Source organism: Nonomuraea antimicrobica (assembly GCF_039536965.1).
Lineage (GTDB): Bacteria > Actinomycetota > Actinomycetes > Streptosporangiales > Streptosporangiaceae > Nonomuraea > Nonomuraea antimicrobica.
In genome coordinates this window covers 30,792-47,768 of the sequence record NZ_BAAAZP010000033.1, presented here as the reverse complement: position 1 = coordinate 47,768, position 16,977 = coordinate 30,792, and the positions used below count along the sequence as shown (strand labels likewise).

General features: G+C 70.5%; 17 protein-coding genes. 10 read left to right on the top strand and 7 right to left on the bottom strand.

The features are described from left to right. Window positions 1-81: 81 nt before the first annotated feature. On the bottom strand, window positions 82-1,284 hold the full coding sequence (locus ABD844_RS09945; protein WP_344875249.1) for an MFS transporter: 1,203 nt from the start codon (window positions 1,282-1,284) through the stop codon (window positions 82-84). Between the two features lie 92 nt (window positions 1,285-1,376). On the opposite strand from ABD844_RS09945, the gene ABD844_RS09940 reads away from it, so the two are divergent. After that, complete coding sequence (locus ABD844_RS09940) at window positions 1,377-2,552, top strand: lytic transglycosylase domain-containing protein (RefSeq protein WP_344875247.1); 1,176 nt, start codon at window positions 1,377-1,379, stop codon at window positions 2,550-2,552. Here ABD844_RS09940 and ABD844_RS09935 read toward each other — a convergent pair. Further along, on the bottom strand, window positions 2,543-3,529 hold the full coding sequence (locus ABD844_RS09935) for a ferrochelatase (protein ID WP_344875245.1): 987 nt from the start codon (window positions 3,527-3,529) through the stop codon (window positions 2,543-2,545). The genes ABD844_RS09940 and ABD844_RS09935 overlap by 10 nt on opposite strands. An 11-nt stretch (window positions 3,530-3,540) precedes the next feature. Here ABD844_RS09935 and ABD844_RS09930 point away from each other — a divergent pair, with 11 nt between their 5' ends. Continuing rightward, on the top strand, window positions 3,541-5,562 hold the full coding sequence (locus ABD844_RS09930; RefSeq protein WP_425568530.1) for a S9 family peptidase: 2,022 nt from the start codon (window positions 3,541-3,543) through the stop codon (window positions 5,560-5,562). Further along, window positions 5,562-6,350 (top strand): inositol monophosphatase family protein, encoded by a 789-nt coding sequence (locus ABD844_RS09925; protein ID WP_344875242.1) that lies wholly within the window; start codon window positions 5,562-5,564, stop codon window positions 6,348-6,350. The genes ABD844_RS09930 and ABD844_RS09925 overlap by 1 nt, the downstream gene beginning before the upstream one ends. Before the next feature lie 75 nt (window positions 6,351-6,425). Here the strand turns inward: ABD844_RS09925 and ABD844_RS09920 are convergent, their stop codons facing one another. Then, the gene (locus tag ABD844_RS09920; RefSeq protein WP_344875240.1) at window positions 6,426-6,590 is read right to left on the bottom strand and encodes a hypothetical protein; all 165 of its coding nucleotides are present in this window, start codon (window positions 6,588-6,590) and stop codon (window positions 6,426-6,428) included. Window positions 6,591-6,823: 233 nt separating this feature from the next. On the opposite strand from ABD844_RS09920, the gene ABD844_RS09915 reads away from it, so the two are divergent. The 4 genes from ABD844_RS09915 (at window position 6,824) to ABD844_RS09900 (ending at window position 10,322) form a co-directional block, all read left to right on the top strand. After that, window positions 6,824-7,477 (top strand): response regulator transcription factor, encoded by a 654-nt coding sequence (locus ABD844_RS09915; RefSeq protein WP_344875238.1) that lies wholly within the window; start codon window positions 6,824-6,826, stop codon window positions 7,475-7,477. 38 nt (window positions 7,478-7,515) lie between these two features. Continuing rightward, the gene (locus ABD844_RS09910) at window positions 7,516-8,781 is read left to right on the top strand and encodes a sensor histidine kinase (protein ID WP_425568532.1); all 1,266 of its coding nucleotides are present in this window, start codon (window positions 7,516-7,518) and stop codon (window positions 8,779-8,781) included. A 321-nt stretch (window positions 8,782-9,102) separates the two neighbouring features. Next, entirely contained in the window at window positions 9,103-9,402 is a 300-nt protein-coding gene (locus ABD844_RS09905) for a DUF4193 domain-containing protein (protein ID WP_020542847.1), read from the top strand. A 92-nt stretch (window positions 9,403-9,494) separates the two neighbouring features. Continuing rightward, window positions 9,495-10,322, top strand: a complete 828-nt coding sequence (locus ABD844_RS09900) for a hypothetical protein (protein ID WP_344875233.1) — start codon at window positions 9,495-9,497, stop codon at window positions 10,320-10,322. A 65-nt stretch (window positions 10,323-10,387) separates the two neighbouring features. Here ABD844_RS09900 and ABD844_RS09895 read toward each other — a convergent pair whose 3' ends face one another. Genes ABD844_RS09895 through paaI form a run of 3 tightly spaced genes read right to left on the bottom strand, consistent with a single transcriptional unit; the run spans window position 10,388 to window position 12,673 of the window. Continuing rightward, the gene (locus ABD844_RS09895; protein ID WP_344875231.1) at window positions 10,388-10,993 is read right to left on the bottom strand and encodes a TetR/AcrR family transcriptional regulator; all 606 of its coding nucleotides are present in this window, start codon (window positions 10,991-10,993) and stop codon (window positions 10,388-10,390) included. A 4-nt stretch (window positions 10,994-10,997) separates the two neighbouring features. Continuing rightward, window positions 10,998-12,305, bottom strand: a complete 1,308-nt coding sequence (gene paaK / locus ABD844_RS09890) for a phenylacetate--CoA ligase PaaK (protein ID WP_344875229.1) — start codon at window positions 12,303-12,305, stop codon at window positions 10,998-11,000. Then, window positions 12,302-12,673, bottom strand: a complete 372-nt coding sequence (paaI, locus tag ABD844_RS09885; protein WP_344875364.1) for a hydroxyphenylacetyl-CoA thioesterase PaaI — start codon at window positions 12,671-12,673, stop codon at window positions 12,302-12,304. Before paaI ends, paaK begins: the two co-directional genes overlap by 4 nt. A gap of 110 nt (window positions 12,674-12,783) precedes the next feature. Between paaI and ABD844_RS09880 the strand changes: the two genes are divergently transcribed. The 3 genes from ABD844_RS09880 to ABD844_RS09870 are packed head-to-tail and all read left to right on the top strand — an operon-like array spanning window position 12,784 to window position 16,729. Next, complete coding sequence (locus ABD844_RS09880) at window positions 12,784-13,731, top strand: MBL fold metallo-hydrolase (RefSeq protein ID WP_344875227.1); 948 nt, start codon at window positions 12,784-12,786, stop codon at window positions 13,729-13,731. After that, window positions 13,728-15,269 carry an FAD-dependent monooxygenase gene (locus ABD844_RS09875; protein WP_344875225.1) on the top strand — a complete coding sequence of 514 codons (1,542 nt, stop codon included), beginning with the start codon at window positions 13,728-13,730 and terminating at the stop codon, window positions 15,267-15,269. The genes ABD844_RS09880 and ABD844_RS09875 overlap by 4 nt, the downstream gene beginning before the upstream one ends. 26 nt (window positions 15,270-15,295) lie before the next feature. After that, window positions 15,296-16,729 carry an alpha,alpha-trehalose-phosphate synthase (UDP-forming) gene (locus tag ABD844_RS09870; protein ID WP_344875223.1) on the top strand — a complete coding sequence of 478 codons (1,434 nt, stop codon included), beginning with the start codon at window positions 15,296-15,298 and terminating at the stop codon, window positions 16,727-16,729. On the opposite strand, the gene ABD844_RS09865 is transcribed toward ABD844_RS09870, so the two are convergent. After that, complete coding sequence (locus ABD844_RS09865; protein WP_344875221.1) at window positions 16,662-16,946, bottom strand: DUF4235 domain-containing protein; 285 nt, start codon at window positions 16,944-16,946, stop codon at window positions 16,662-16,664. The genes ABD844_RS09870 and ABD844_RS09865 overlap by 68 nt on opposite strands. Between the last annotated feature and the right edge of the window lie 31 nt (window positions 16,947-16,977).

Sequence of the window (16,977 nt, the reverse complement as noted above, 5' to 3'; positions counted from 1 at the left end):
TAGAAGTGAACTGATGTGTCGGGACATAACTAGTGCTTCCAGTGTGATGGGTGTTGCGAGGGATCTCCCGACCGTAGCGGATCAGCTCTTCGGGGGTGAAGGAGCCTCGGGAAGTCTCAGCAAACCCGAACCTCCGATCCCCACGACCACGGCCACCGCCGCCGCCGCGATGGAGAAGCCGTACGCGGTGGAGGACCCGTACGTCTCCGTGAGCCGCCCGCCCGCCCACGCGCCGGCCGCCACGCCGAACCCGATGGCCGTCGAGATCCACGCCATGCCCTCGGTGAGCAGCGACTGGGGCACCAGCCGTTCGGTGAGCGAGAAGCACGTGATGAGCGTCGGCGAGATGGCGAAACCGGCCAGGAACAGCGCACCGGCCATGACCCACGGGAGGTTGATGAACATGATCGGCGTCAGCCCCACCACGAACAGCGCCAGCGCCCTGACGAAACGGGCGCGCAGCGAGATCCGCCAGTCGCGCGAGCCGAACCAGAGCCCCGAAACCATCGACCCGCCCGCGAACGAGGCCAGCAGGAACCCCGCGGCCCCCTTGGCCCCGTGCTCCTCGGCGAAGGCCACCGTGATCAGGTCGACCGAGCCGAAGACCGCGCCCAGGGCCAGGGAGACGCACGCCAGCAGCGCCACGCCCGGGATCAGGATGGGTGTGCCTTCCGTCGACCTGACCTGCTGGATCGGCGGCTGCGTACGCTGCTGCGACGCCAGCGCGAGGCAGCCGAGCAACATGCACACCAGCGCCACGATCAGCCCCGCGTACGGATTCACCGCGGTCGCCAGCACCGTCACCAGAGCGGGCCCGGTGACGAAGACGACCTCGTCGGCCACCGACTCGAACGCGAACGCGGCGTGCAGCCTGCCCGACCCGCCGTAGATGACCGACCATCGGGCCCGCACCATCGAGCCGATCGACAACGAGGTGGCGCCCACGATCAGGCCCGACGCGTAGAGCGTCCACTCGGGCAGCCCGGACCCGGCGAAGACCATGAGCGCCGCCAGCGCCAGCGCGTTGACGACGACGAACGGCGGGATGATCCGCCCCTGCCCGAACCTGTCCACCAGCCGCCCCGACAGGGGCGCCGCCACGGCGAAGGCGACATTGGTGGTGGCCGCGACCGCGCCGGCGGTGGCGTACGACTCGGTGAGCGTGGAGACCAGCAGAATGACGCCGATGCCCAGCATCGACATAGGCATCCGGCCGATGAGCCCGGCCAGCACGAACGCTTTGACTCCGGGCCTCTCGAACAACCCCCGGTAAGGCCCGACCACGTTCTTTCCTCCTTACGAAAGCACCCAACCATTACGCACCGTATGTCCTGCTGGCAAGTGCTTTACCGGCGGGGTGAGTTAACGTGTCCCGAGTGTCGGGTCTTCCCACGCTCCGTGCGGTCATGCTCATCGCCGCCGCTGTGCTCGCGGTCACGGCGGCGCCCGGCGGCGTTGTCGTGATCATGGGCGACGACCTGGTCAAGAGCGCGCGGGAACCCGCGCGCAGGCAGCCACTCGCCCAGCAGACCGCCGCCGCCGGCCTCGACCGGCTCGTCCCCAGCGCCGCGCCGGTCCAGGACTTCGGGCAGGGCGGCCCCGGCGTCACCCCGACCCCGCCGCGCGTGCTGGCCGTCGCCGCGGGCACCGTGCCGAAGGAGACCAGGTTCGAGCTGAGCGAGCTGGCGCACGTGCAGAAGGTGACGGTCGTGGACGCGGGCGCGGTCAAGGTGTCGGGCACCACGCTCAACCTGCTGGCCGTCGACCCGTCCGGCTTCCGCTCCTGGACGCCCGGGCCCGTCGCCGACCAGCCCGCCGTGTGGAGCGCGCTGGACAGGGGCGAGCTGGTGGTCGACGCCGGCTCGATGAAGAAGTTCGGGATGGTCCTGGGCGGCCTCTACCAGGTGGACGGCGGTCCCCGGCTGCGCGTCGCGGCCTCGGCCACGCTCGGGCTCTCCGGCGTCGACGGCCTGATCAGCGCGGACGCGGGCCGGTCACTGGGGTTCGCGCAGGGCGTCGCGGTGCTGCTGCACGGCAAGGAGGGCAAGATCAGCGAGTCGGGCGTGCGCAAGGCGCTCGGCAAGAACGCCCAGGTCGTCATGCTGGACGCGGCCGCCCGCACGCCCAAGCAGCAGCAGCCCGCCGAACAACCGCAGCAGGTCACGGTCGGCCGCCCTGGCAGCTACCTGGAGCTCTACAAGGCCGCCGCCACCCGCTGCCCTGGGCTGTCGTGGACGGTGCTGGCCGCGATCGGCCAGGTGGAGAGCGGGCACGGCCGCAACAACGGGCCGTCGAGCGCGGGCGCGCTCGGGCCCATGCAGTTCATGCCCGCCACCTGGAAGGCGTACGGCGTGGACGGCGACGGTGACGGCAAGAAGGACATCTGGAGCGCGTACGACGCCGTGCCCGGCGCGGCCAACTACCTGTGCGCCAACAAGGCCGGGCAGGGCGGCGAGAAGCTGCGCAAGGCGATCTGGTTCTACAACCACTCGTGGGACTACGTGAACAAGGTCATGGGGATCGCCGCGGCGTACGCCCGCACCTACACCTGAGGCGCCTGAGGCACGTGAGGCGCCTGAGCCGCCTGGGGACGCCTGCGCGGGGGCGGGCAGCAGGTGAGCGGGCACGGCACGGGCTCGGGCTCCTCCATCAGCTCACGCACCATCCGCACGAACCTCGGATGCGTGCCGGCCGTCGCCGCCCGCTCCATCGGCAGGCCCAGCTCCGCCGCCACCGCCCTGGCCTCGGTGTCGAGGTCGTAGACCACCTCCATGTGGTCGGAGACGAACCCGATCGGCACCAGCACCACCGAGCCGGCGTCGGTCTTGCGCAGGTGGTCGCACACGTCCGGCTCCAGCCACGGCACCTGCGGCGGCCCGCTGCGCGACTGCCACACCAGGTCCCACGGCTGCGTGCGGCCCAGCGCCTGGTTGACCAACTCGGCGCTCCTGCGGAGCTGCGCCTCGTACAGGCCGCCCGACGGGCCCGCGGTCTCGGCCATGGACACCGGGATGCTGTGGGCGGTGAAGACCAGCCGGGCGTCGTCGCGGCCGAGCCGCTCCAGCGCCGCCCGCGTGTGCTCGGCCATCGCCGCCACGAAGCCCGGGTGCTCGCCGTAGTGGCGCAGCTTCACCAGCTCGGGGCCGCCCTCGACCGAGATGCGGTCGATGTCCTCGTAGTACTGGCGGCAGCTCGAGTAGCCCGCGAACGCGGACGTGGCGAACACCGCGGCCTTCCTGACGCCGTCGGAACGCATCTCGCGCACGGTGTCCTCGCCGAACGGGTGCCAGTTGCGGTTGCCCCAGTAGACCGGCACCCCGGCGATCGGGCGCAGCGCCTCGACCAGGTCACGGTTTTGCCGGTTGATCGGGCTGACCCCGCCGAAGCTCTGGTAGTGCTCGGCCACCTCCAGCAGGCGCTCGCGTGGCACACCCCGGCCGCGCACGACGTTCTCCAGGAACGGCATCACGTCGTCGGGCCCCTCGGGGCCGCCGAACGACAGGACCAGCAAGGCGTCGTAAATTCCCACGTGACAACCCTATGGCGGAGTGTCCATGGTCACTCCCGGGAGGTAGGTTCGATCGAGTGAGCGCATTCAATGACATTCGTGACTATGTGGCCATCCCCCGGGTCCTCTCGCTGAGACTCTCTCCCGACGGCTCCAGGCTGATCTCCACCGTTCAGTCACTCAACCCCGACGGCAAGTCGTTCGGCACCGCGCTCTGGGCGATCCCACTGGACGGCGAACCGTACCGGCTGACGCGTTCGGCCAAGGGCGAGGGCGCCGCGGTCTTCACGGCCGCGGGCGACGTGCTGTTCACCTCCGCCCGCCCCGACCCCACCGTCAAGGACTCCGGCGACGAGGTCTCCTCGCTGTGGCTGCTGCCCCGCGCGGGCGGTGAGGCCCGCCAGGTGGCCACCAGGCCCGGCGGCATCGGCGCCGTACGCACGGCCGGCGACGTGGTGGTGTTCTCCGCCGACGTGCTCGACGGCGAGGAGTCGGCGGAGGAGGACACGCGCAAGGCCCGCAAGGACGCCGGGATCAGCGCCGTCCTGTTCGAGGGCTACCCGATGCGCTTCTGGGACCACGACCTCGGCCCCGGCCGCGCCCGGCTGTTCGCGGCCAGGCTCGGTGACGACCGGCTGGAGGACGTACGCGACCTGACCCCCGACGCCGGTGAGGCGCTGCGCGAGGGCGCGTTCGAGCTGACCCCCGACGGCGCCACCGTGATCACCACCTGGCGCACCTACCTGCCGAAGGGCGAATGGCGGGCCGACCTGGTGGCCATCGACGTGGCCACCGGCGAGCGCCGCGTGCTGCTCACCGACGCGGACCACGACTTCGGCGGCCCGCTGGCGATCTCCCCCGACGGCGCCAGGATCGCCTGCTCCCGCGAGCGCCACACCGGGCTGGACGTCTCGGCGCGCAGCGAGCTGTGGATCGCCGACCTCGCCACCGGGCAGGGTCGCGCGTACGCTCCCGATCTGTTCCCCGACGACGTCGCGTGGGCGCCCGACTCCTCGGCCGTCTACCTCACCGCCGACTTCCAGGGCCGCCGCCCGGTCTTCCGTGTCCCGCTGGACGGCGAGGCCACCCGGCTCACCGGCGACGACGCCGCCTACCGCGAGCTGAACCCGTCACCCGACGGCCGCTTCGTCTACGCGGTGCACAGCGCCGTCGACCTCGCGCCCGCCCCGGCCAGGATCGACGCCGTCACCGGCGAGATCGCCGCCCTGCCCTCGCCCGCGCCGCGACCCGCGGTGTCCGGCACGCTGACCGAGGTCACCGCCACCGCCGACGACGGCGCCACCATCCGCGGCTGGCTCGCCCTGCCCGAGGGCGCCTCGGCCGCCGACCCCGCGCCGTTCCTGCTGTGGATCCACGGCGGCCCGGTCGCCTCGTGGAACGACTGGCAGTGGCGCTGGCAGGCGTGGATCATGGTGCAGCACGGGTACGCCGTGCTCCTGCCCGACCCCTGCCTGTCCACCGGCTACGGCCAGCACATGATCGACCGGGGCTGGGGCGACTGGGGCCCGCGCACCCAGGCCGACCTCGACGCGATCGTGGACGCCGTCCTCGACAGGGACGACATCGACCGCGAGCGCATCGCCGCGATGGGCGGCTCGTTCGGCGGCTACATGGCCAACTGGCTCGCCGGTCACACCGACCGCTACAAGGCCATCGTCACCCACGCCTCACTGTGGCACCTCGACCAGTTCGCCGGCACCACCGACCTGGCCATGTACTGGCAGCGCGAGTTCGGCGAGCCCGGCTCCGAGCGCTACCAGCTCCTGTCACCGCACCACGCCCTGGACAAGATCACCACCCCGCTGCTCGTCATCCACGGCGACAAGGACTACCGGGTGCCGATCGGCGAGGCCCTGCGGCTGTGGTGGGACCTGCGGCGCAGCGAGGTGGAGTCGAAGTTCCTGTACTTCCCCGACGAGAACCACTGGATCCTCAAGCCCGGCAACTCCGTCGCCTGGTACGAGACGGTCCTGGCCTTCCTGGCCCACCACGTGCTCGGCCAGGAGTGGAAGCGCCCGGACTCGGTGGCCTGATGACGGCCTTCCTGCGGCTCGCCGCCGACATCGCCCGCGAGGCCGGTGACATGCTGCTGGCCAAGCGGCCCACGATGTCCGGCGAGGTCGAGACCAAGTCCAGCCCCACCGACGTGGTCACCGCCCTGGACAAGGCGTCGGAAGAGCTGATCCGCGAACGCATCCTGGCCGCCAGGCCCGGCGACCGGATTCTCGGCGAGGAAGGGGGAGAGGCGCCCGGCGAGTCCGACGTGCGCTGGATCGTCGACCCCGTCGACGGCACCGTCAACTTCCTGTACGGCCTGCCGGACTGGGCGGTGTCCATCGCCGTCGAGGTCGGCGGCCAGGTCGTGGCCGGGGTCGTCAACGTGCCGCAGCGCGGCGAGGTCTACACGGCGGCGCTCGGCGAGGGCGCCTGGCTGGGGAGCGAACGGCTGCGCTGCAACACCGGGGTGCCGCTGGCGCGGGCCCTGGTCGCGACCGGCTTCGGCTACTCCAAGGCGCGGCGCGAGGTCCAGGGCGAGGTGGTGGCGAAGGTGCTGCCGCGCGTACGCGACATCCGGCGCGGCGGCTCGTGCGCCATCGACCTCTGCTCGCTGGCGGCGGGCCGGGTGGACGCGTACTACGAGCGCGGCGTCAACTACTGGGACTACGCCGCGGCCGGGCTGGTCGCCACCGAGTCGGGGGCCCGGCTCGGCGGGCTGCGCGGCAGGCCGGTCAGCCCCGACTACGCGCTGTGCGCGGCTCAGGGCCTGTTCGAGGAGCTGCACGACCTCCTGGCCCCGCTGAACCCGGAACGCGACTCCTGACGCGAGCCTCGCCCGGGTGCCGTCGGGGATGGAGGCGCGAAACGGCCGGAGCCGGGCTCCGGCCGTTTCGCTCGGTCAACGGGGCAACGGGATGCCGTGATCGTCGGCCAGCCTGCGCAGATCCTCGATCTCGGCGGTGAGGGTGTCGGCGAGGTAGTCGTCGCCGACGATACGGGCCTCCCGGAGGCCCTTGTAAGCCTGGTCGAGGCGGTGTTCGATCGTGGTCGTGAACTCGCCCATCTCACCTACTCCCTGGGGGTTCGAACTGTGCGGGGGGTGAAGTCTCCCAATGCCGGATGAAGTCCGGGCAATGGGTGTCTCGCAGGCATACCCCGGCTGGTCACACCCCGAAACATGAATTTCTCCGTGCTTCGCCGCACCAGGGCGTACCAACGCCTGAACATGCCTTACCGTGCGCTTATCGATGCTGTGGGCAGAATGAGTGACCGGAACCGGAGAGAGGTGTGCCAGGCGTGCGCGTGCTGGTGGTAGAGGACGAGCGGGTGCTCGCGGACGCGATCGCGACCGGGCTGCGCCGCGAGGCGATGGCCGTCGACGTCGCGTACGACGGCGGGGGCGCCCTTGAGCGCACGTCCTACATCGACTACGACGTGATCGTGCTCGACCGTGACCTGCCGGTCGTGCACGGTGACGAGGTGTGCCGTCGGCTGGTGGAGCAACGGTCGGCCTCGCGCATCCTCATGCTGACCGCGTCCGGCGACGTGGACGACAAGGTCGAGGGGCTGGGCCTCGGTGCCGACGACTACCTGGCCAAGCCGTTCGTGTTCATCGAGCTGGTCGCCAGGGTCCGCGCGCTCGGCCGCCGCTCCGCCCCTGCCCTGCCGCCCGTGCTGGAGCGGGCCGGGATCCGGCTCGACCCGGGCAAGCGGCTGGTGGAGCGCGACGGCAGAGAGGTCGTGCTGACCAAGAAGGAGTTCGCGGTGCTCGAGGAGCTGATGCGGGCCGAGGGCGCCGTCGTCAGCCAGGAGGACCTGCTGGACAAGGCGTGGGACGAGAACATCGATCCCTTCACGAACGTGGTCCGCGTGACCATGATGACGCTGCGGAAGAAGCTGGGCGAGCCTCAGGTGATCGAGACCGTGCCCGGGGTTGGGTACAAGTTGTGACCGACAGGCCAGAGCGCGAGGCGGGCCCGACGCATCCGATGATCAGCCCGCATTCGTCCAGGAAGGCCACGCGCGTGCAGGAGGCCCCGCCGCCCGCCGGGCCGCCCGTGTGGGACGGCCCCCCTCCGTTTGGGCAACCGGCGGCCCCACGCTCCACTATGGAACGTGTGAAGGACCTTCCCGGCAAGGTCAGCATCCGGTGGCGGCTGACGCTCACCTATGGAGCGCTGGTGTTCGCCGCCGCGGCCGTGCTGCTCTTCTCCGTCTACGCCATCGTCGGCAACGCCATCAGCGAGGCGTGGCCCACCTTCCAGACCAACCTGTCGCCGACCTTCGACGCGCAGCTCCAGCAGGCCATGCGCGCCTTCCAGCCGGTGGCGGTGCAGTACGCCAGGGACGCGGTGCTCAGGAACTCGGTGATGGCGCTGGTGGGCGTGGGGATCCTGGCGCTCATCATCGGCTACTTCGTGGCCGACCGGGCGCTGCGGCCGGTGGCCAGGATGACGGCCACGGCGCGCAAGCTGTCCGAGAGCACCCTGGCCCACCAGCGCATCGCCCTCGAAGGTCCCAGCGACGAGCTGAAGGAGCTGGCCGACACCTTCGACGCCATGCTCACCAGGCTCAACGTCGCCTTCGACACCCAGCGCAGGTTCGTGGCCAACGCCTCGCACGAGCTGCGCACCCCCCTCACGATCAACCGGACGGTCCTGGAGATCGCCCTGTCGGACCCTGAGGCGTCGCAGGATCTCAAGGCGCTGGGCCGTACCCTCCTCGAGGTCAACGCGCGCAACGAGAAGCTCATCGAGGGGCTGCTGCTGCTCGCCAGGAGCGAACGCGAGCTGGCCGTGCGCAAGCCGCTCGACGTCAAGGAGGTCGCCCAGACGGCCGTGGAACAGGTCGCGCCCTTCGCCGAGGAGCACGGCGTGACCGTGAGCGCCGATCTGGTCAGCGCGCCTACCATAGGCGATCCGGTGCTCCTGGAGCGCTCGGTCAGCAACCTGCTCGAGAACGCGGTCAAGTACAACATTCCCGAAAATGGAAAAGTCTGGATCCGGACGGGAATGGCGGACGGTGCCTTGGTTGTTCAGGTGGCCAACACGGGGCAGCACGTCCCGGCGTACGAGGTGAACAGCCTGTTCGAGCCGTTCAGGAGACTCCACGCGGACCGTGTGGATTCGGCCAAGGGATCGGGTCTGGGGCTGTCCATCGTTCGTGCGGTGGTACAGGCGCACGGGGGCAACGTGACCGCCGTGCCGCGTGATGGTGGAGGGCTCGTCGTGACCATTCAACTGCCGAGGCGCTGACGTCCGTGCCATTCAGGGGCGTTCGTCCGCGCGCAGATGTGCGTGTTGAGCCCCGGGGGGCGTCTCATTCACGCCGCACATGTGGTTGGATGTGCCGTCGAACACGGTGGTGCATGACGCCAAGGCTGTGGGTTTCGCCATATTTGGCTAACCATTGCCATCGGCGGCAGGCCCGTCCGTGTTGGGAGGTTCGTTGTCCGTTTCCGCGGGGTACCGATGGGAAATCTCCCCGACGGAACGGGCACAAGATGGGCTTCCCGGACGTTACAAGACGCGCGGTGAGCGCGAAGACATATAGATGAGGGGGATGGAGTAAGCACAATGGCTACCGACTACGACAGCCCGCGCAAGACAGACGACGACCTGGGGGAGGACAGCCTCCAGGAGCTCCAGGCGCGGCGCACCGACAAGTCTTCAGGCAGCATCGACATCGACGAGACCGATCTTGCCGAGTCGCTCGAACTGCCCGGTGCGGATCTGTCGAACGAAGAGCTGTCCCTGCGGGTGATCCCCCGTCAGGCTGACGAGTTCACCTGCTCGCGCTGCTTCCTGGTGCACCACCGCAGCCAACTGGCCTCCGAGAAGAACGGCCAGCAGGTCTGCCGGGAGTGCGCCGCCTAATTTCTGGAGCGACAGACTCAGGCCAGTGGGAACACACCTCGGAAACCCGCCAGACCTGAGCGATCGCGACCATGAAGACACGGAGGCATCGCGTGGCCGTACCCGAGAAAGATCGGCAACCAGGCAGTGAGGTCGCCGACCCCGAACGTGAGGTCGGCGAGCTCGTAGGCAGGCTCACCACGTCCGGTGAGCTCGAGCCGGCCGAGCGGCGCAGGCTGCTCGGCCGCCTAGCCCATACGCTCTCCGCCGGGGCGAAGCGGGCACGGGCATCCGGCGCAGGCCGGGGACGCTGGCTGGCAGACGTCTTCCTCAACATCGCGCCGCGCATCCCGATCAGGGATCTGCACACTCTTGCCGAGCATCATCACGGCCTGACCGGCGAAGAACTCGCCGACGATCTGGTGCGTACCGCCCAGAAGGCCACGATGGCGGTCGGCGCGATCGGCGGAGCACTGGCGGCGGCCGAGTTCGCCGCGCCACCCCTCCTGCTCTCCGCCCCCGCCCAGCTCGTCGCCGAGACCATCGTCGTCGCCGCCGTCGAGGTCAAGCTGCTGGCCGAGCTGCACGAGGTCTACGGCGTACGCGTCGAGGGCTCTGGAGCCCAGCGCGCCGCCGCGTTCACCGCCGCCTGGGCCAGACAACGCGGCATCGACCCGCTCGCCCCCACGTCCGTCTCCCTGGCGCTCGGGGCGGCCACCAAGACGGCGCTGCGCAACCGCCTCATGCGTACGCTCGGGCGCCATCTGACCACGTTCGGGCCCTTCCTGACCGGCGCCGTCGCCGGGGGCGCGCTCAACCGCATGGCGACGAAGAAGCTCGGCGAGGCCGTCCGCAACGACCTGCGCGGCAAGCACCCGCTGGTCCGGGGGCCGCGGGGCCCGTCCGTCGAGTCGGACAGCCGCGGCGAGCTCGACCGCTGAGCCGCGGATCTTCCGCCCGTCACCCGGGTCCGGCCCCACGCGGGTCCCCGCGGCGGGTCCAGCCGTCAGGCCACGCCGGAGCGCAGGCCGTCGAAGGTCATCTTGAGCAGGGCGTCCGACAGGGCGTCGGCCGAGGCGCCACGGGCCGGCTGGTACCACTCCGTGATCGAGTTCACGGAGCCGAAGAGCAGGCGCGTCACCAGGCCGGGATCGACGTCGGCCCGGATGCTGCCCTCCTCCGCCGCCTCCTTGACCAGGCCGCTGATGAAGCGGTCGAACTCCCGCCGCCGCTCCAGCGCCGCCCGCTCGGTACGGCTGTTGCCGCGCACACGCAGCAGCAGCGTCACGTACGGCAGGCGGTCGACGAGGATGCGCACGCTCTGCCGGACGACCCACTCCAGCCGGTCGATGGCCGCCCCCGAGAGCGCGCGTTCGTCGGTCACCATCTCGAACAGCCCGTCCAGCGCCCGGTCCAGCGCACGGGCGAGGAGCTGCTCCTTGCCCGGCACGTGGTAGTAGATGGCCGACTTGGTGACGCCGAGCGCCCTGGCGAGGTCTTCCATGCTGGTGCCGTCGTAGCCGCGCTCGTTGAACACGCCCACGGCGATCGACAGCACCGACTCGGGGTCGTGCCCGCGCCTGCGCTGACGGGTGGGGCTCGAGGTGGCCATGTCGTCAATTATCACGCTTGTCGATGACTCGTTTGAGCTTGCCCACCGACCGCTCCAGCGTCTCCGGGTCGACCACCTCGACCTCCACGCTCACCCCGACGCTGTCCTTGACCGCCCTGCGCAGCGCCTGCCCGGCCCGCGCGCGCCCGTCGCCGAGGCCGGGACGCGCCTCGACCATGACCGTCATCACGTCGAGCCGATCGGGCCGGGTCAGGTGGAGCTGAAAGTGCGGCGACAGGCCCTCGACGCCCAGCACGATCTCCTCGATCTGGGTCGGGAAGACGTTCACGCCGCGCAGGATGATCATGTCGTCGGTCCGCCCGGTCACCTTCTCCATCCGGCGGAAGGCCGGTCTGGCGGTGCCGGGCAGCAGCCGGGTCAGGTCGCGGGTGCGGTAGCGGATGACCGGCATGGCCTCCTTGGTGAGGCTGGTGAAGACCAGCTCACCCGTCTCACCCTCCCCGACGGGCTCGCCGGTGAACGGGTCGACGGTCTCGGGGTAGAAGTGGTCCTCCCAGATGTGCAGGCCGTCCTTCGACTCGACGCACTCGATGGCCACGCCGGGGCCCATCACCTCCGACAGGCCGTAGACGTCCACGGCGTGCAGGTCGAAGCGTTCCTCGATCTCGGCGCGCATGCTGTCGGTCCACGGCTCGGCGCCGAAGATGCCGACCCGCAGGGACGAGGCGCGCGGGTCGAGGCCCTGCGCGGCGAACTCGTCCAGCAGGGCCAGCATGTACGACGGCGTGACCATGATGATGTCGGGCCGGAAGTCGGTGATGAGCCGCACCTGCCGGGGCGTCATGCCGCCCGAGACCGGCACCACGGTGCAGCCCAGCCGCTCGGCCCCGTAGTGGGCGCCCAGCCCGCCGGTGAACAGGCCGTAGCCGTAGGCCACGTGCACGATGTCGCCGGGCCGCCCGCCGGAGGCGCGGATCGAGCGGGCCATGACCTGCGCCCAGACGTCGAGGTCGGCGCTGGTGTAGCCGACGACGGTCGGACGGCCGGTGGTGCCGCTGGAGGCGTGGATCCTGGCGACCTGCTCGCGGGGCACGGCGAACATGCCGAACGGGTAGCCGTCGCGCAGGTCCTGCTTGGTGGTGAAGGGGAACTTCGCCAGGTCGGCGAGTTCCTTGCAGTCATTGGGGTGCACCCCGGCCCGGTCGAACTTGTCCCGATAGACGGGGACGTTGTGGTAGGCGTGGCTGAGGGTGCGCCGCAGGCGCTCCAGTTGCAGCGCCATCAGCTCGTCGCGGGACACCCGCTCGATCGGGTCGAGCTCGTGCGGGGCAGGGGGATCTCCGAGTCTCACTTCAGCTCCCGGCTCCGGCCGCGGAACTCCGCGACCACCTGACCGTCTTCCTGTCTTCTGACGGTGACGTCGTAGATGCCGCTGCGGCCGAAACGGGTCCGCTCGGCGGCCTCGGCCACCAGCACGTCGCCCAGGCGGGCGGGGGAGACGAAGGCGATCTCCGCGCCGGCCGCGACCGTGACCGGGCCGCGGCTGTTGCACGCGCATGCGAACGCCGTGTCGGCCAGCAGGAACACATAGCCGCCGTGGCATATGTCGTGCCCGTTGATCATCTGGCGGGTCACGGTCATGCGGCACACGGCGCGGCCCTCGCCCAGCTCCGTCGGTTCGATGCCCAGGGCGGCGGAGGCGGTGTCGGCGTTCATCATGCGACGCGCGCTCTCCAACGCAGTTCTCCCTTGTCAACTGACCGAATGTTCGGTAACAAATCATCGTCCGGACTTCACTGTCAAGAGGGCGGACGACGGGAGGAGGAGCGATGGCCAAGCCGTTCGCCTCGTCGGCGGATCTCGGCGAGAAGAGGCAGTCACTGGAGATGCCCGCCCCGGGCGTGTACGCGCTGACCGCCGAGGGCGACCCGAACGTCGGCGCCATCGAGGGCGAGGACTTCCTCGTCTGCTTCGAGGCGCTGGCCACCCCGGTGGCCGCCCGCGCCTGGCTGGCCCGGCTGCGCGAGCACACCGGCAAGCCGATCAGATACCTGGTGCTGTCGCACTACCACGCGGTCAGGGTGCTGGGCGCGTCGGCGTTCGACGCGGACGTCGTCGTCGCCCACGAGAAGACCCGCGACCTGATCGCCGAGCGCGGCGCGGAAGACTGGGCCAGCGAGTACGCCAGGATGCCCCGCCTGTTCCAGGAGCCCGCCTCGATCCCGGGCCTGACCTGGCCCACGGCGACGTTCAGCGACCGGTTCACCATCGACCTCGGCGGCGGGCGCGGCGACCTGGTGCTCCAGTACTGCGGGCGCGGCCACACCGAGGGCGACCTGGTGGCCTGGCTGCCCGAGCAGCGGATCCTGTTCGCCGGCGACCTGGTGGAGTCGCAGGCCGCCCTCTACACCGGCGACGCCTTCCACCGCGACTGGGCCTCGGCGACGCTCGACCGGGTGGCCTCGTTCGGGGCCGAGACGCTCATCGGCGGCCGGGGCGTTCTGGCCAGGGGCAGCGACGGCGTGGCGGCGGCCATCGGGCAGACCCGCGACTTCCTGACCGTGATGCTGCGCGAGGTGGGCGCGGCGGGGTCGCTGAAGGAGGCGTTCGAGCGGACGCACCGGGCCCTGGAGCCGCGCTACGGGTCCTGGCCGATCTTCGAGCACTGCCTGCCGTTCAACGTCTCCAGGCTCTGGGACGAGCTGCACGGCGTCGAGCGGCCCCGCGTCTGGACCGCCGAGCGCGACCGGCTCGTGTGGGACGAACTGCAGCCGTGATCCCCGAGACGAGCGGCGCGCAGGTCATCGTGATCGGGGCGGGCCCGGTGGGGCAGAGCGCCGCGCTGCTGCTGGCCCGCTGGGGCGTCCAGGTGCTGGTGCTCGACCAGCGCCCGGCACGGGGGCCGAGCGGCTCGAAGTCCATCTGCCAGCAGCGTGACGTGCTCGACATCTGGGCCGCGGCGGGCGCGGGCAGGGTGACCGAGGAGGGGCTGGCCTGGACCACGGCCCGCACCTACTACCGCGACCGCGAGCTGTTCTCCTGGTCGTTCGAGCGGGAGGGGCCGCTACCGGCGTGCGTGAACATCTCGCAGACCCGTACCGAGCAGATCCTCGACGAGGCGATCGCCGCGCAGCCGCTCATCGAGGTGCGCTGGGGGCACGAGGTGACCGGCCTGGCCCAGGACGCCTCCGGCGTCACCGTGCACTGCGGCCGGCGGCTGCTGCGCGCCCCCTACGCGCTGGCCTGCGCGGGCGCCAGGGCCCAGTCCGTACGGGCGGCGCTGGGGGTCTCCTTCGGCGGGGAGACGTTCGGCGACCAGTTCCTGATCTGCGACATCAAGGCCGACCTGCCGGGGTGGGAGAACGAGCGCCGCTTCTACTTCGACCCCGTCTGGAACCCGGGCCGGCAGGTGCTCATCCATCCCTGCCCAGGGGGCACGTACCGGATTGACTGGCAGATCCCGCCAGACTCCATCCCAACAGATGTTGAAATAGCGCGAAAAATCCGGCAAATCATCGGGGCCCGCCCGTACGAGCTGCTCTGGCACAGCACTTACCGCTTCCACTCCCGCATCGCCTCCCGCATGCGCGTCGGACGGGTGCTGCTGGCGGGCGACTGCGCCCACCTGGTGGCCCCGTTCGGGGCGCGGGGGCTCAACTCCGGCGTGCCGGACGCCGAGAACGCGGCCTGGAAGCTGGCCTCCGTGCTCAACGGGTGGGCGGGGGAGGGGCTGCTGGAGTCGTACCACGCCGAGCGGCACGCGGCCGCCCTGGAGAACCTGCAAGTGACCGGCGCCACCATGCGCTTCCTCGCGCCCAGGAGCGCCGAGGAGCGGATGCGGCGGCGGGCCGCGCTGGAGGGCGGGCGGGCCGCCGAGGTGGACTCGGGGCGCTTCGCCGAGCCCTTCTGGTACGTGGACTCCCCGCTCACCACGCCTGAGCCCGCACGGCCCTTCCCCGGCCGCCCGCCGAAGGGCACGCCGTGCCCACCCGTGCCCGGCGTGATCCTGCCCGACGCCCCGCTGCCGGGAGGCCGGTTGCGGGAGCTTTCTCGGGATGGATTCCTGGTGTTGCTGGGTGATATGTGTAATTCGCGTTTGTTTGTACAGGTCTTGGGCAAGGTCATTACGGCGCCACTCGCCGTACGCGGGCTCGCGGAGATGGACGGAACCGGCTCACTCGCTGAAAGGCTCGGCGCCGGGCCGGATGAGGCATGGCTCATCAGGCCCGACTCCCACATCGCCGCGATCATCCCCCACGCGGGGCCCGATGCGGTGGTGGCCGCCATGGGCCGCGCGCTCGGCGGTCCTGTCTGACACATGACCCCATAGAGGAGGAGCGCGTGACTGGCCGTAGCTCGTTTCTGATCGTCGCGAACCGGTTGCCGGTGGACCGGACGATCGAGCCGGACGGAACGGCCTCGTGGCGCAGGAGTCCAGGGGGGCTCGTCACCGCTCTCTCTCCGGTGATGAAGCGCCGCCACGGAGCCTGGGCCGGCTGGCACGGCGCGCCGGACGAGGAGCTGGAGCCGTTCGAGCAGGACGGGATGAGCCTCATCCCCATCCCGCTGTCGGCCCGCGAGGTGGAGCTGTACTACGAGGGCTTCTCCAACGCCAGCCTGTGGCCGCTCTACCACGACGTGGTGGTGACGCCGGTGTTCGAGCGGGAGATGTGGGAGACGTACCGCAGCGTCAACCAGCGCTTCGCCCAGGCCGCCGCCGACGCGGCCGAGGAGGGCGCGGTCGTCTGGGTGCAGGACTACCAGCTCCAGCTCGTGCCCGCCATGCTGCGCAAGCTCAGGCCCGACCTGCGGATCGGGTTCTTCCTGCACATCCCGTTCCCGCCGACGGAGCTGTTCTGGCGGCTGCCGTGGCGCAAGGACCTGGTCGAAGGGCTGCTCGGGGCCGACCTGGTGGGCTTCCAGCTCCCCGGCGGGGCCTCGAACTTCCGGCGGCTGTGCCGCAGGCTGCTGGGGCTGCCGTACAAGGGGAACGAGATCTTCCTCGACGACCGGACCGTGACCACGCAGGCGTTCCCGATCTCCGTCGACTTCGCCCAGCTCGACTCACTGGTACGCGAGCCGCAGATCGTGGCGCGGGCCAAGGAGATCAGGGTGGAGCTGGGCGACCCCGAGCACGTCCTGCTGGGCGTGGACCGGCTCGACTACACCAAGGGCATCGGGCAGCGCCTCGAAGGCTTCGGCGAGCTGCTCAACGACGGGCGGCTGCACCCCGGCGAGGCCGTGTTCGTGCAGATCGCCACGCCGAGCAGGGAGCGGGTGGAGGAGTACCGCAAGCTGCGCGACGACATCGAGCTGCAGGTCGGCCGGATCAACGGCGAGCACGCCCAGCTCGGCTACCAGCCCGTGTGGTACTTCCACCAGTCGTACGACCACGAGGAGCTGGCGGCGCTCTATCTCGCCGCCGACGTGATGGTCGTCACACCCCTGCGCGACGGCATGAACCTGGTGGCCAAGGAGTACGTCTCCTGCCACCACGACCTGCACGGGGCGCTGGTGCTGAGCGAGTTCGCCGGGGCGGCCGACGAGCTGCGGCAGGCATACCTGGTCAACCCGTACGACGTGGAGGACCTCAAGCGCCAGATGCTGGCGGCGATGCGGGCCACGCCGCACGAGCTGGCCCGCCGCATGCGTACGATGCGCCGCCGGGTCGCCACCTACGACGTGGACCGCTGGGCGAGTGAGTTTCTCACGGCCCTGGAGTCACCTGCTTCAGCGACTTCCACGCGTCGTAACGCTTCTTGGCGGTCCGGTTGACCACGATCTGGGCCACCGACATGCCCACGCCCATGACGACCGCGTAGCCGATCGCCTCTCCCATGCTGACCTCGGGCGAGTCGGTGTCGATGGGCGGCTCCTTGCCGGTCGCCTTCTGCCAGGCGAACCCGAGGACCTTCCTCGCCGCCCACGCGGTCACCAGACCCACCAGGCCGCCGATGACGCGCCAGGCGATATCTGGCTTCTCCTCCGCCATGTCGATCTCCCTTCCCCTTTGTAACGAACCT